The sequence below is a fragment of the Delftia sp. ASV31 genome, assembly GCF_016428765.1.
Taxonomy (GTDB): domain Bacteria; phylum Pseudomonadota; class Gammaproteobacteria; order Burkholderiales; family Burkholderiaceae_C; genus Comamonas; species Comamonas acidovorans.
This window is the reverse complement of sequence record NZ_JAELTK010000033.1, coordinates 26,196-40,122: the sequence shown is the minus strand read 5'-3', so window position 1 is coordinate 40,122 and position 13,927 is coordinate 26,196. Positions and strand designations below refer to the sequence as shown.

Sequence of the window (13,927 nt, the reverse complement as noted above, 5' to 3'; positions counted from 1 at the left end):
GCCATGGCAATAAAGGGTAAACCCTTGTTTTTGCAAGCCATTGATCTGAATGCATTTTTCAGTTCGCAAGAGGATGGGGCGGAACCTGCTGCTGGATTCATGCAGCGCGATGTTGCATGAATGAAATAATCGGTTGCATGAATGAATCAGTCGTGGCCCCTGTCCCTGGAACCCCGTCCGCCCCCCGCGCGGCATGGCCCCGTGTCGTCACCATAGGCCGCCACCGCATCGGCCGCGTGCTGGAGCGCATGTCCCTGGCGGTGGGCGACCAGGTGCGTGTGGAGCATGTCAGCGCGGCCTTTGACGACGCCGTGCAGGCCGTGCGCGCGCTGCAGGCGGTCGAGCCCATAGATGCCCTGGTGGCCGCCGGCGCCAGTGGTGCCTGGGTGCGCGAGCATGTCGACATTCCCGTGGTCATGATCGAGGTGCGCGGCTTCGATCTGCTGCAGGCGCTGGCCAGCGCGCGGGAATTGGCGCAGGCGGGCGGCACACCGCGCATCGGGCTGGTGTCGTTTGACCATCCCTCGCCTCACCTGGCCCAGTTCGACGCGCTGTTCGGCGCCGGCATTGCCCAGTTCAGCTACCACGGGCCCGAGGATGCCCAGGCCTGCGTGCGTGCGCTGCAGGCCGCGGGCGTGGGCGCCGTGGTCGCGCCAGGGCTGGTGGCCGATCTGGCCGAGCAGGCCGGCATTCCCAGCGTGCTGCTGTACTCCGACGGCGCCGTGCTGCAGGCCCTGCGCGACGCGGTGCTGCTGGCCCGCCACCGCCATGCCGAGCGCGCCCGCCACCAGCGGCTGGAAACCGTGCTTGGCCAGTTGCAGGACGGCGTGGTCGCCGTGGACACGCAAGGCTGCATCCAGGCACTGAACCCCACCATGGCGGCCCTGCTGGGAGCGCCCGCCAAGGCGCTGCATGGCCGGCTGCTGGACGAGGTGGCGCCCGCGCTGGCGCTGGCACAGGCGCTGCAGTCGCAGTCCCTGGAGCCCGAAGGCAGTGAAGACGTGGTCCAGTTGGCCATGCGCACCCTGGTGGTACGGCGCGCGCCCATCGTGGAAAACGGCCAGCTCACGGGCGCCTTGCTGGTCTGCCGCGACCCCGCCACCATCCAGCGCGCCGACCGCCACCTGCGCGCCAACCGCAGCCTGCGCGGAGCGGGCGTGCGCTGGCGCATCGAAGACTACGCGGGCGACAGCGAACCCGCCCAGCGCGTGCGCCGCCTGGCGCGCCAGTTCGCGGCCAGCGATGCCACCGTGCTCATCCAGGGCGACAGCGGCACCGGCAAGGAGTTGCTGGCCCAGGGCATGCACCGCGCCAGCCGGCGCGCCGCCCAGCCCTTTCTGGCGGTGAACTGCGCGGCCCTGGGGGAAAGCCTGCTGGAGAGCGAACTCTTCGGCTACGACGAAGGCGCTTTCACCGGCGCGCGGCGCGGCGGCAAGACCGGGCTGATCGAGGCGGCCCATACGGGCACCTTGTTCCTGGACGAGATCGGGGACATGCCGCTGGCCCTGCAGTCCCGCCTGCTGCGCGTGCTGCAGGAGCGCGAAGTGCTGCGCGTGGGCTCCACCACGTCCGTGCCCGTGGACCTGCGCGTCATCGCCGCCACGCATGCCGATCTGGCGGCCCTGGTCGAGCGCGGTGAATTCAGGCGCGACCTGTTCTACCGCCTGGCCGTGCTGCGCCTGGCCATGCCCGGACTGCACGAACGCGGACAGGGCGATGTCCAGGCCCTGGCCCGCACCATGCTTGCGCGGCGTTTGCGCACGCAGTCGCTGCAGGCCGAGGCCTCTTCACTGGAGCCCTTGCTGGAAGCCCTGCTGGATTTGGCCGCCGCGCACCGCTGGCCCGGCAATGCGCGAGAGCTGGACAACTGGGTGGAGCGCCTGCTGGCCTGCCGCCACGACCTGCGCGACAGCGCGGGCCGCGTGGACATGGGCCGGTTGCGGGAGCTGTTTCCTGAATGCGACGGGGCTGGGCAGGGTACCGTTCAGGCCCTGCCAGCGCAGCAGCGGCAACTGCAACTGCGCGAGGCCCGGCGCGATGCCGAGCGCCAGCGCATGCGCGAGGTGCTGGAGCAGGTGCAGGGCGACCAGCGCCGCGCCTGCGAGATCCTGGGCATCAGCCGGGCCACGCTGTGGCGGCGGTTGCGCGACAGCCGTTGATCGCGCGCTTGCGTCCTGCGGCTATTCCCGCTGCAGGGCAGGGTCCACCTGCATGGCCTCGGGATCACAACGGGGCGTGCCCAGCATCGTGGGTTGATCATTTTGGCAAATGCCGCTGATGAACTGTCTGTGGCTATAGGTTCCGGGCTTGTCGACAGGGCCCATATAGATGCGGGCACTGAGTGTGCCGAATTCATCCACTTTCAGGTGCTTGGCCTCATAAATGAAGTGACTGATGTTTGTACCCCAGTCGCATTCGGCCGTTCCCTTTGAGTGGAAGCCATCGCCCGCGTACTTCAAATCGCCCACGTATTCACAGCTGCCTGAGCCGCCCGTTTTTTGGGACATGGTGAGCGTATTGCCATCGGCCTTGATGGTGATCGTGCCCGGTGTGATATTGGAGAACTCATAGGCGACGGTGTGGACGAATGTGAAGTTGAGTCGGCGCTTCAGATCCTCGAACTGGAAGCGCTGAAGGCGCTGCGGAGCCTCGCCGGGCAGGGTGATCGTCGCCGTGGTGGAGGAATCGAAGACGATCCTGACCGGGCCGGCCTCCTGTGCAAGCTCTCCATCGCGGGCCTGGCCACCCAGTGCGCGGCCATTGCGGTACTCCGTGAGCACGCCGTCAAACTGCTTGCCGTCCTTGAGCGTGCCTGCGGCTTGCAGGAACAGTGACGATCCGTCCGCGCGATAACCGAAATAGGTCAGGATCAGCGTGGAGCCGCCTTGCCTGTCGATCTGAATGCCGCGCCCGGGCTTGCCATTGAGTTCCGCGCCAATGCTCCACATGCCCGAATCCGGAAGAATGGCCAGCGCGGGCGTGGAAATGAAGGCGGCAAGGGCCGCGGCCATGAGGCCATTCAGTCGCTTTGACATGCTTGCTCCGTTGGTTTTGGGGATATTGAATCGAATGGATGCCGGACTTTAACCGCGATCCACTTCGGAATGCTGAATCGCCCGGGATGACGGAGTCATTTGGCTTTCTGCTCGAATGAAATGGTCGTCGTGATTGCCATTGGCTATTGAAAATCACATGGAAGAATCATGAAAACTGCAGCCCATCAACCCCGCCCAGCCGTTCAGCAAGGAAATCCATCAGCACGCGCAGCTTGAGCGGAAGGTGGCGCGTGGGCGGGTGAAGAATCCACAGCTGGCCGCTGTAGTTGGGCAGAAAGTTCCAGTCCGGCAGCACCTGCACGATGCGCCCGTCCGCCAGGGCCTCGCGTGCCGTGAAGCGGGGCAGGCTGGCGATGCCGATGTGCTGCAGCACGGCGTCCAGCCGCACACCGGTGTGGTTGGCGGCATAGCGCCCGCGCACGGCCACGGTGACGGTCTTGCCATGGCCGCGCAGCTTCCAGTGCGCGTCGCCGGGCTCCTCGCCCAGGTAGATGCAGCTGTGGGCCTTGAGCTCCAGCGGATGCACGGGCGTGCCGTGCCGGGCCAGGTACTGGGGCGAGGCGCACAGCAGATGGTCGATGTCCATCAGGTGGCGGCCCATGAGGCCTGGCGGCGGGTGGTTGGTGATGCGTATGGCCAGGTCCACCGGGTCGTCGATCAGGTCCATGTAGCGGTCTTCCAGCCGCATTTGCACGTCGACCTCCGGATACAGGGCCAGGAAGTCGTGCATGTGGGGATGGACCACGGTACGGCCCACGGCCTTGGGCACGCTGATGCGCACCAGGCCGCGCGGCTGCGCGTCCTGCAGCAGGGACGCGGCCATGACGGCCTGGGCGGCGCCCACCATGTCCAGGCAGCGCGCATGCACCTCGCGGCCGGCCTCGCTCAGGCGCAGCTTGCGCGTGGTGCGTTCCAGCAGGCGCAGGCCCAGAGCCCTTTCCAGCCGCGCCACGCCCCGGCTGGTGGCCGATGGCGTGCTGCCCAGCTGGCGCGCGGCCTCGGAAAAGCTGCCCGTGTCCACGACCTTGACGAAGATGGCCATTTCTCCGAACAGGGGCAGGGCTTGATTTGTGCTCATGGCGCAAAGAATATTTGAAAAGCCAGGGGATTATCGCGGCTGAACGCCAGTTCTACACTGCCACCCCATGCCTTTGCACACCTTCACTCCCCTTATCCCGTCCCATGCCCTGAGCCACGCCGGTGGTCCTGAAATCTGGCTCAAGCTGGATGCGCTGCAACCCTGCGGATCATTCAAGCTGCGCGGCATAGGTCATGCCTGCGAGACCCTGGCGCGCCAGGGCAAGAAGCGCTTTGTGGCTTCGTCGGGCGGCAATGCCGGCATTGCCGTGGCCTATGCCGGGCGGCAGCTGTCCATGCCCGTCACCGTGGTCGTACCGCAAACCACGACCGAGCATGCGCGGGCACTGATCCGTGCCCAGGGCGCCGAGCTGATCGTGCATGGCGCCGTCTGGGACGAGGCCAATGCCCTGGCCCAGTCCCTGCTGGGCGCCGAAGATGCCTTTGTCCATCCGTTTGACGACCCGCTGCTGTGGGCAGGGCATTCCACCCTGGTCGATGAGCTGGCCGCTGCCGACTTCAAGCCCGACGCCGTGGTGCTGGCCGTGGGCGGCGGCGGCCTGCTGGCCGGCGTGGTGCAGGGCCTGGAGCGCCATGGCTGGACCGATGTGCCCGTGATTGCCGCGGAGACGGCCGGCGCCGACTCCCTGGCGCAGTCGCTGGCCCAGGGCCGCCGCGTGCTGCTGGACCGCATCACCAGCGTGGCCACTTCGCTGGGCGCGCGCCAAGTCTGCCAGCGGGCCTTCGATCTGGCGCAGGTGCACCCCGTGCGCAGCGCCGTGGTGACGGATGCGCAGGCGCTGGACGCCTGCCTGCGCTTCATTGATGACCATCGCCTGCATGTGGAGCCCGCCTGCGGTGCCGCGCTGGCCCTGGCCTACGCAGGCGCACCTGCGCTGCAGGGCTTCAAGCGCGTGCTGGTGGTGGCCTGCGGCGGCACGACGAACACGCTGGAGCAACTGCAGACGTGGCACGCAGCGGCGCTGAGAGCCCAGGCCTGAACCCGGACCTGCGCATTCACGCGGCGTTCAACACTTCGCCAGGCACCCTGATCCAGCCTTCCATCAGGATGCGCGCGCTGCGGCTCATCAAGGCCTTGGTCACCTGCCACTGGCCATTCACCAACCGGGCCTCGGCGCCCACGCGCAGCGTGCCGGAGGGATGGCCGAAGCGAACGGCACCGCGTTCGCCGCCGCCCGCCGCCAGATTCACCAGCGTGCCCGGCACCGCTGCCGCCGTGCCGATGGCCACCGCCGCCGTGCCCATCATGGCGTGGTGCAGCTTGCCCATGGACAGGGCGCGCACCAGCAGGTCCACATCGCCTGCCTCGATGCGTTTGCCGCTGGAGGCCGTGTAGGGTGCTGGCGGTGCCACAAAGGCGATTTTGGGCGTGTGCTGGCGCCTGGCGGCTTCGGACAGTTCCTGGATCAGGCCCATCTGCAGGGCGCCGTGGGCGCGTATGGCCTCGAAGCGCGCCAGCGCCTCGGCATCGCCGTTGATGGCGTCCTGCAGCTCGCAGCCCGTGTAGCCCAGGTCCTTTGCGTTCAGGAAGATGGTCGGAATGCCCGCATTGATCAGCGTGGCTGCAAAGCTGCCCACGCCAGGCACATCCAGGCGATCCACGAGATGGCCCGTGGGGAACATGGCGCCTCCGTCCTCTCCCTCATCGGCAGGGTCCAGGAACTCCAGCGCCACCTCGGCCGCAGGAAAGGTCACGCCATCGAGCTCGAAGTCGCCCGTCTCCTGCACCTGGCCGTCCGTGATGGGCACATGGGCCACGATGGTCTTGCCGATATTGGCCTGCCAGATGCGGAGGGTGGCCGTGCCGTTGCGTGGAATGCGCGCAGGGGCTATCAATCCCATATGGATGGCGCAGGGCCCCACGGCGGCCGAGAGATTGCCGCAGTTGCCGCTCCAGTCCACGAAGGGCCGGTCGATGGAGACCTGGCCGAACAGGTAGTCCACGTCATGGCCTTCGCGCGTGCTGGCCGAGAGGATCACGGCCTTGCTGGTGCTCGACGATGCATTGCCCATGCCGTCGATCTGCTTGCCGTAAGGGTCGGGGCTGCCCAGGGCGCGCAGCAGGATGGCGTCGCGCACGGGGCCCGGCTGTTGCGCAGCCTCCGGAAGGTCTTGCAGGCGGAAGAACACGCCCTTGCTGGTGCCGCCGCGCAGGTAGGTGGCGGGAATGCGGATCTGGGGTGTGGTGTTCATCAAGCGTCCTGTGTCTGTGCAAGAAAGTCCTGGGCAAAGCGCTGCAGCACGCCGCCCGCCTCGTAGACCGATACCTCCTCGGCCGTGTCCAGCCGGCAGGTCACGGCCACGCGCAGCGTTTGGCCGCCTCTGCGTTCAATCACCAGAGTGAGTTGGGTGCCCGGCGTGCGCTCGCCTTCCACGCCATAGACCTCCGTGCCGTCCAAGCCCAGGGTTTTGCGGTCGGTGCCCGGCACGAACTGCAGCGGCAGCACGCCCATGCCGATGAGGTTGGTGCGGTGGATGCGCTCGAAGCCTTCGGCCACCACGGCCTCGACTCCGGCCAGCCGCACTCCCTTGGCCGCCCAGTCGCGTGAGCTGCCCTGGCCGTAGTCGGCGCCCGCGATGATGATCAGCGGCTGGCGGCGGTTCAGATAGGTTTCCATGGCCTCCCACATGCGCACCACGCGGCCTTCGGGCTCGATGCGCGCCAGCGAGCCCTTGTGCTGCACGCCGTCGATGACGGCCATTTCATTGACCAGCTGCGGGTTGGCGAAGGTGGCGCGCATGGCGGTGAGGTGGTCGCCGCGGTGGGTGGCGTAGGAGTTGAAGTCTTCCTCGGGCAGGCCCATGCGCGCCAGGTATTCGCCCGCGGCGCTATCGGCCAGGATGGCGTTGGAGGGCGACAGGTGGTCGGTGGTGATGTTGTCGGGCAGCAGGACCAGCGGCCGCATGTTGCGCAGCGTGCGCGGGAAGGCCGCCAGCGCGCCCACGCCTTCGGTGTCCCAGTACGGGGGGCGGCGGATGTAGGTGGACTGGGGGCGCCAGTCGTATTGAGGCAGAGCCTTGTCTCCATCGTCCTTGCGGAGGGCGAACATGGGTTCGTAGACGGCGCGGAATTGCGCAGGTTTGACCGCTTGCTCGACGATGGCGTCGATCTCCTCGTCGGAGGGCCACAGGTCCTTGAGGCGGATCTCGCGGCCGTCCACCACAGCCAGCACGTCCTGCTCGATGTCAAAGCGCACCGTGCCCGCCAGCGCATAGGCCACGACCAGCGGCGGCGAGGCCAGGAAGGCTTGTTTGGCCTGGGGATGGATGCGCCCGTCGAAGTTGCGGTTGCCCGAGAGCACGGCCGTGGCGTAGAGATCGCGCTCGACGATTTCCTGCTGGATCCTGGGGTCCAGCGCGCCGCTCATGCCGTTGCAGGTGGTGCAGGCAAAGGCGACGATGCCAAAGCCCAGCTGCTCCAGCTCGGTGAGCAGCCCGGCCTCCTTCAGGTACAGCTCCACGGCCTTGGAGCCCGGCGCCAGCGAGGATTTGACCCAGGGCTTGCGCGTGAGACCCAGGCGATTGGCATTGCGCGCCAGCAAGGCGGCGGCGATGACGTTGCGCGGGTTGCTGGTGTTGGTGCAGCTGGTGATGGCGGCGATGATGACGGCCCCATCGGGCATCAGGCCTTGCGCCTCCTGGGCGCGGGCGGCCTGCAGCTTGGCCGCATCGGCAATGCCGCGCTCGGCCAGGGCCGAGGTGGGCAGGCGCCGGTGCGGATTCGAGGGGCCGGCCATGTTGCGCACCACGGTGGACAGGTCGAACTGCAGCATGCGCTCGTACTCCACCCCGGCCAGGGTGTCGCTCCAGAAACCTGCGGTGCGCGCATAGGCCTCGACCAGGCGCACCTGGGCCTCGTCGCGGCCGGTCAGGCGCAGGTAGGCCAGGGTCTGGTCGTCAATGGAGAACATGGCCGCCGTGGCGCCGTATTCGGGGCACATGTTGGAGATGGTGGCGCGGTCGCCAATGCTCAGGCTGTCAGCCCCCTCGCCAAAGAATTCCACATAGGCGCCCACCACCTTTTGCTGGCGCAGGAATTCGGTCAGGGCCAGCACGATGTCGGTGGCGGTGATGCCCGCCTGGCGCCGGCCCGTGAGGCGCACGCCCACGATCTCGGGCATGCGCATCCAGCAGGCGCGGCCCAGCATGACGTTCTCGGCCTCCAGCCCGCCCACGCCCACGGCGATCACGCCCAGGGCGTCCACATGGGGCGTGTGACTGTCCGTGCCCACGCAGGTATCGGGGAAGGCCAGGCCATCCTGCACGGTGATCACGGGGGACATCTTCTCCAGATTGATCTGGTGCATGATCCCGTTCCCTGCGGGAATCACATCCACGTTGGCGAAGGCCTTCTTCGTCCACTCTATGAAGTGGAAGCGGTCCTCGTTGCGGCGGTCCTCGATGGCGCGGTTCTTCGCAAAGGCATCGGGATCGAATCCGCCGCACTCCACGGCCAGCGAGTGGTCCACGATGAGCTGCACGGGCACGACGGGGTTGACCTGGGCCGGGTCGCCGCCTTCGGCCGCGATGGCGTCGCGCAGGCCGGCCAGATCCACCAGGGCGGTCTGGCCCAGGATGTCGTGGCAGACCACGCGCACGGGGTACCAGGGAAAGTCGATGTCGCGGCGGCGCTCGATGAGCTGCAGCAGGTGGCTGTCCAGCTGCGCGGGATCGGCGCGGCGCACGAGGTTCTCGGCATGGACGCGGGCGGTGTAGGGCAGGCGTGCCCAGGCACCGGGCGAGAGGGCATCGACGGCGGTGCGGGCGTCGATGTAATGCAGCGTGGTGCCGGGCAGGGGTTTCTTGTGGCGGGACGTCATGGGGGCGGATGGATTCTCGGGCCTGCGTGAGCCGATTGCTGTGCGCCGATTACTGTGCGCGGATTTCGTTGTCTTTCACCACCTTGGCGTAGCGGGGAATCTCGGACTGGATCAGGGCGCCGAACTGGGCCGGTGTGCCGCCTGCCGGGGACACGCCCGTGGGCTCCAGCTGGGCCAGCAGTGCCGGCGCCTTGAGGCCGGTGTCCAACGCCGCATTGATGCGCGACAGCACGGCGGGCGGCAGGCCCTTGGGCGCGAGCAGGCCGTGCCAGGCCACCACGTCATAGTCCGGCAGGCCGCTTTCGGCCACCGACGGAATCTCGGGATAGGCGGGCAGGCGCTGGGCCGTGGTCACGGCCAGGGCGTGCAGCTTGCCGCTCTTGACGTGCTGCATCAGCGCCTCGGTGCCGGCCACCAGCATGTCCACATTGCCCGACAGCAGATCGGTCACGGCCGGGCCCGTGCCGCGATAGGGCACATGCGTGGCCTTGACCTTGGCCATGCCGAACAGGTACTCGGTGACGATGTGAAGATGGCTGCCATTGCCGGCCGAGGCAAAGGTCAGCTTGCCCGGGTTCTCACGCGCATGGGTCAGCAATTCCTGCAGGCTTCTGGCGGGCACGCGGGGGCTCACGCAGACCACGTAGGCGCCTTTGGACAGCTGGATCACAGGCGTCATGTCGGCCACGGGGTCGAAACGCAGCTTGTACAGCGAAGGGTTGACCGTATAGCTGCCCGCCACCAGCAGCAGCGTGTAGCCATCGGCCGCCGAGCGCAGCGCGTACTCGGTGCCCAGCGTGCCACCGGCGCCCGGCCGGTTCTCCACCACCACGGGCTGGCCCAGCCTGTCGTTGAGCACGTTGGAGGCCACGCGCGCAATGAAGTCCGAACCGCCGCCGGGTGCGAAGGGGCAGACGATCTTCAGCGACTTGCTGGGAAAGGCCTCCTGGGCCAGGCCCTGGTGCGGCAGCGCAAGGCCGGCCAGCGGGGCGGGCAGGGCGGCGCAAAAGCGGCGGCGGTTGATGCTCATGGGTTGGTGTCTCCTGCAGAGTTATGGTTGGCAGTGCACCAGGCTTGTTGCAAGCAGCATGCCATCCGACTCAAGGGGAAACCCGTGCAAGCCCCGCAGCCTGCTGTCAGAGGCTGAAGGGCTGCAGCGCCACCTGCTGCCGCACCATCCGTTTCATTGATGTTTCAAAACTGCCGCCTCTGATTTCATGGATGAGGGCTTGTGCAATGCCTCGCCCTCCACCCCTGGTGCTCGGCAGGCCCGGCGGGCTCGGCAGGCTCGGGTACATGGGGGCCGGGTGCAAGCACCTTGCTGCCTGCAGTCTAGGGTTTGCCCGAGGAGGGCTTCAGCAAGAGCGCATTCCGACGATAGATCAAAGGCGTTTGTAGGATTTGTCTTACATATGATTTGCCTGCCGGATGCCGAAATCCATTTATCCTCGCTCTCTGCTCCACATGGCCTGCCCGGCCTTTTCGGGTGGCTGGCCATGGGGCTGGCAACGAGTGGTTCCGTGCTCCTGGACCGATTCCCCCGTGACTGCCTATTCAGCCTTAGCCGCTCCATGTCAGCTTTTGCCCAGCGCACGCTTGTAGCCATCCGGACCGCCTGGCCAGCCGCCACCGTCATGGCGGTGGGCATGTGCCTGAGCGCCGCGCTCGCCCTGCAGCAGCAGAGGGCGCTGGAGCGCATCGACCTGCAGCGCCATACGCAACAGGCCCAGTCTGCCCGCCAGGCGCTGGAGATGCGCCTGGATGCCTATGCCGTCATGGTCCAGCATGTGGCCAACCAGCTGGCCGCCTCTCCCGAGATGGGGCAGCAGGCCTTCGCGCGCGTTGCGCAGGCGCTGCGCATACAGATACAGCCCGGCATGCAGGCGCTGACCTTTACGCGGGCCGCAACGGAGCGCGGTCCGGCCAGCCAGGATCCGTCGGCCTCATTCAGGCCCGATCCCCACTATTTCTTCATCGACTATCTCTGGCCGGTGGAGGGCAATGAATCCATCGCCGGCCTGGACATGCACGACCGCCCCAGTCTCATGGCCAGCATGCTGCGCAGCCGGGACAGCGCGGCCGCCGTGGTCTCGGCGCCGTTTGCCATGAAGCAGCCCGGCGAGCATGCCACCGCCGTGCTGGTGCGCGCGCCCGTCTTTGCGCTGGCGGACCACCAGTCTCCGGATGGCGCGGCCGCGCATCCGCTGTTCCTGGGAACGGCCGACGTCAGCATTCGTGTGCATGACCTGGTGCAGGACCTGCATGAGCGCGGCTTCCTGGGCCGGCTAGCGCTGGCCATGCATGACGCAGGCCCGGTCTCGCCCCTGCCGCCGGCCGGCGTATCGCCGCTGCCGCTGTATCTGGGTGCTGCCTGGCCCGAGCGCGGGCAGGAAGCGGTAGGCCTGGGCGACACCGGCCAGGTGGTGCTGGAGCAGACGCTGCAGGCCCAGGACCGGCTGTGGCGGCTGAACTTCATTCCCGTGAGCACGGCCCTGTCCTGGACCGAGCGCGCCCAGCCCCTGGTGCTGTTTGCGCTGGGCATGCTGGTGTCAGTCCTGCTGGCCTCGCTGGCGGCAGCCTGGTGGCGACGCCATCCGTCCAGCTGGGCGCAGCTGCGTGCCTCTTCCCGCAGCATGCGCGAGAGCGATGCCCGCTTTCAGGCACTGTTCGAGCAGGCCGCCGTGGGCGTGGTGCAGATCGACGCGGCCAACGGCAATGTCCTGCATGTGAACCGCAGGTATTGCGACATCACCGGCCACGAGGCACAGCAGCTGTGCCAGCGCCCCCTGCTGGCCCTGGTGGCCGCCGAAACGGTGGAGGGCGACAGGCTGCTGCTGCAGGAACTGGCTGCGGGCCAGCGCCGCGCCCTGCAGATCGAGCGGCAGCTGCGGCGCAGCGACGGCAGCCTGGTCTGGGTGGAACTGCACATCTCCGCGCTGGGCCACGGCCCATCGCTGCGGCTGATGGCCCTGGTGCAGGACATCAGCGCGCGCCGCCACTTGCAGCAAATGCAACGCGACGGATCGCGCCACCTGCGCATGGTCATTCAGCGCCTGCCCCTGGGCCTGGCCATGCTGCAGGAGGATGGCCGCTTCGCCTACTGGAACGAGGAATTCATGCGCCTGGCAGGCCACGGCGCCACGGCCGGCATGGATGGCGACGGCTGGTGGCGCAACATGTGCCCGGATGAAGCCCGCCGCCAGCGCATGCAGCGCCGCTTCGAAGCAGCGCAGGCGCGGGCGCGCGTTGCCCAAAGCCCCCATGGCAGCGAGTCCGACAGCTGCGGCACCCTCAACTCCGAGGAGTACCAGCTCATAGGCAGCGACGGCTGCGCGCGCTCCGTATCCATCGGCGGCATGCTGCTGGACGAAGGCTGCCTGCTGATCCTGCAGGACCAGAGCCAGCGCAAGACCGCCGAAGAGGAAATTCGCCGCCTGGCCTTCTACGATGCGCTCACCGGCCTGCCCAACCGCCGCCTGCTGGTGGACCGGCTGCAGCAGGCGCTGGCCTCCAGCCGCCGTCGCGGGCGCTGTGGCGCCGTCATGCTGCTGGACGTGGACAACTTCAAGGCCTTCAACGACAGCCTGGGGCTGGAACTGGGCGACGTGCTGCTGCGCATGATTGCCGAGCGACTGGCCCAGTCCCTGGGCCGCGAGGCCACGCTGGCCCGCCACAGCGGCGATGACTTCGTCGTGCTGCTGGAGGACCTGGGCAAGGACTCCATGCACGCCGCCTCCAAGCTCGAAGGCGAGGTCCAGCGCATGCGTTCGCTGCTGCTGCAACCGCTGCAACTGAGTGGCCAGTCCTGCCACATCACGCTGAGCATAGGCGCCAGCCTGTTCGGCGAGCAGGAACTCAGTGCCGACGAGGTGCTGCGCCGTGCCGAGATGGCCATGTACCAGGCCAAGGGCATGGGGCGCAACACGCTGCAGTTCTTCGATCCGCAACTGCAGGCCGTGCTGAGATCGCGCACGGCCATGGAGCAGGAAATGCGCGAGGGGCTGGTGCGCTCGCAATTCGTCCTGTACTACCAGCCGCAGGTGGCGAACGGGCGCATCGTCGGCGCCGAGGGCCTGCTGCGCTGGAACCACCCGCGCGAAGGGCTGGTGCCTCCGTCGCTCTTCGTCTCGCTGGCCGAGGAAACGGGCCTGATCCAGCAACTGGGCGAATGGGTGCTGGGCGAGGCCTGCCGGCAACTGGCGCAATGGGCGGCGGAGCCGGACATGGCCTGCCTGATGCTGGCCGTCAACGTCAGCCCGCGCCAGTTCCACCAGGCGCGCTTCGTGGAGCAGGTGCTGCAGGCGCTCAAGGAGCACGGTGCCAACCCGCGCCTGCTCAAGCTGGAGCTGACCGAAAGCCTGCTGCTGGCCGACGTGGACGACACGGCGGCCAAGATGGCCACGCTCAAGGCACACGGCGTGGGGTTCTCGCTGGACGACTTCGGCACCGGCTACTCCTCGCTGGCCTATCTCAAGCGCCTGCCGCTGGACCAGCTCAAGATCGACCGCAGCTTCGTGCGCGACGTGCTCAGCGACCCCAACGACGCGGCCATTGCGCGCACCATCGTCGCCCTGGGCACCAGCCTGGGCCTGCAGGTCATCGCCGAGGGTGTGGAGACCGAGGCGCAGCGCCAGTTCCTCGAAGACCAGCACTGCCATGCCTGGCAGGGCTACCTGCTCAGCCCGCCCGTGCCCGTGCGCAGCTTCGAGGCACTGGTGCGCCAGGCCATCGTGTCGCGCCCTCCGGCCCTGAGCCCGGCGAACCTGCCGCAGCAGGCGCAGGACCGGCCCCAGGTGGTGGAGTGCACGGATGGCAGCGGGGTGCCGGACGCCCCCTCAAACCATTCTTGACATTCGACACGGCCCCGCGCGGGCCGCTTTCCATTCTTGAGCAGGGGTGGCGCGCGGTATCATTCCGAGCTTCCCTGTTGTTCCCCCACGTCCTCATTCGTCC

The 13,927-nt window shown here is 67.8% G+C and carries 8 protein-coding genes; 3 read left to right on the top strand and 5 right to left on the bottom strand.

The genetic code is table 11. From position 1 onward, the window contains the following. Positions 1-116 precede the first annotated feature (116 nt). A complete protein-coding gene (prpR, locus tag JHD82_RS13900; RefSeq protein ID WP_374191648.1) occupies positions 117-2,159 on the top strand; it encodes a propionate catabolism operon regulatory protein PrpR in 2,043 nt (680 codons plus the stop codon). Positions 2,160-2,180: 21 nt separating this feature from the next. Here prpR and JHD82_RS13895 read toward each other — a convergent pair whose 3' ends face one another. Then, positions 2,181-3,035: a hypothetical protein gene (locus JHD82_RS13895; RefSeq protein WP_199137015.1), complete on the bottom strand. Its 855-nt coding sequence runs from the start codon at positions 3,033-3,035 to the stop codon at positions 2,181-2,183. 166 nt (positions 3,036-3,201) lie between these two features. Next, positions 3,202-4,134, bottom strand: coding sequence for a LysR family transcriptional regulator (locus JHD82_RS13890; RefSeq protein WP_199137013.1), 933 nt, complete (start codon positions 4,132-4,134; stop codon positions 3,202-3,204). A 67-nt stretch (positions 4,135-4,201) separates the two neighbouring features. Between JHD82_RS13890 and JHD82_RS13885 the strand changes: the two genes are divergently transcribed. Then, on the top strand, positions 4,202-5,134 hold the full coding sequence (locus JHD82_RS13885; RefSeq protein ID WP_199137011.1) for a pyridoxal-phosphate dependent enzyme: 933 nt from the start codon (positions 4,202-4,204) through the stop codon (positions 5,132-5,134). Between the two features lie 16 nt (positions 5,135-5,150). Here the strand turns inward: JHD82_RS13885 and prpF are convergent, their stop codons facing one another. From prpF to JHD82_RS13870, 3 genes are read right to left on the bottom strand one after another with little or no spacing between them, the layout of a single operon-like run. Next, complete coding sequence (gene prpF / locus JHD82_RS13880) at positions 5,151-6,347, bottom strand: 2-methylaconitate cis-trans isomerase PrpF (protein WP_199137009.1); 1,197 nt, start codon at positions 6,345-6,347, stop codon at positions 5,151-5,153. Further along, positions 6,347-8,974, bottom strand: a complete 2,628-nt coding sequence (acnD, locus tag JHD82_RS13875) for a Fe/S-dependent 2-methylisocitrate dehydratase AcnD (protein ID WP_199137007.1) — start codon at positions 8,972-8,974, stop codon at positions 6,347-6,349. The genes prpF and acnD overlap by 1 nt, the downstream gene beginning before the upstream one ends. A gap of 49 nt (positions 8,975-9,023) precedes the next feature. Then, complete coding sequence (locus JHD82_RS13870; RefSeq protein WP_199137005.1) at positions 9,024-10,004, bottom strand: tripartite tricarboxylate transporter substrate binding protein; 981 nt, start codon at positions 10,002-10,004, stop codon at positions 9,024-9,026. Between the two features lie 541 nt (positions 10,005-10,545). Here JHD82_RS13870 and JHD82_RS13865 point away from each other — a divergent pair. Further along, positions 10,546-13,824 (top strand): EAL domain-containing protein, encoded by a 3,279-nt coding sequence (locus JHD82_RS13865; protein ID WP_199137003.1) that lies wholly within the window; start codon positions 10,546-10,548, stop codon positions 13,822-13,824. Positions 13,825-13,927 lie beyond the last annotated feature (103 nt).

Excerpts from the sequence above, each read along its gene's own strand:
- prpF (WP_199137009.1), bottom strand. The coding sequence starts at position 6,347 with ATGAACACCACACCCCAGATCCGCATTCCCGCCACCTACCTGCGCGGC.
- JHD82_RS13890 (WP_199137013.1), bottom strand. The coding sequence starts at position 4,134 with ATGAGCACAAATCAAGCCCTGCCCCTGTTCGGAGAAATGGCCATCTTC.
- JHD82_RS13895 (WP_199137015.1), bottom strand. The coding sequence starts at position 3,035 with ATGTCAAAGCGACTGAATGGCCTCATGGCCGCGGCCCTTGCCGCCTTC.
- prpR (WP_374191648.1), top strand. The coding sequence starts at position 117 with ATGAATGAAATAATCGGTTGCATGAATGAATCAGTCGTGGCCCCTGTC.
- JHD82_RS13865 (WP_199137003.1), top strand. The coding sequence starts at position 10,546 with ATGTCAGCTTTTGCCCAGCGCACGCTTGTAGCCATCCGGACCGCCTGG.
- JHD82_RS13885 (WP_199137011.1), top strand. The coding sequence starts at position 4,202 with ATGCCTTTGCACACCTTCACTCCCCTTATCCCGTCCCATGCCCTGAGC.
- JHD82_RS13870 (WP_199137005.1), bottom strand. The coding sequence starts at position 10,004 with ATGAGCATCAACCGCCGCCGCTTTTGCGCCGCCCTGCCCGCCCCGCTG.
- acnD (WP_199137007.1), bottom strand. The coding sequence starts at position 8,974 with ATGACGTCCCGCCACAAGAAACCCCTGCCCGGCACCACGCTGCATTAC.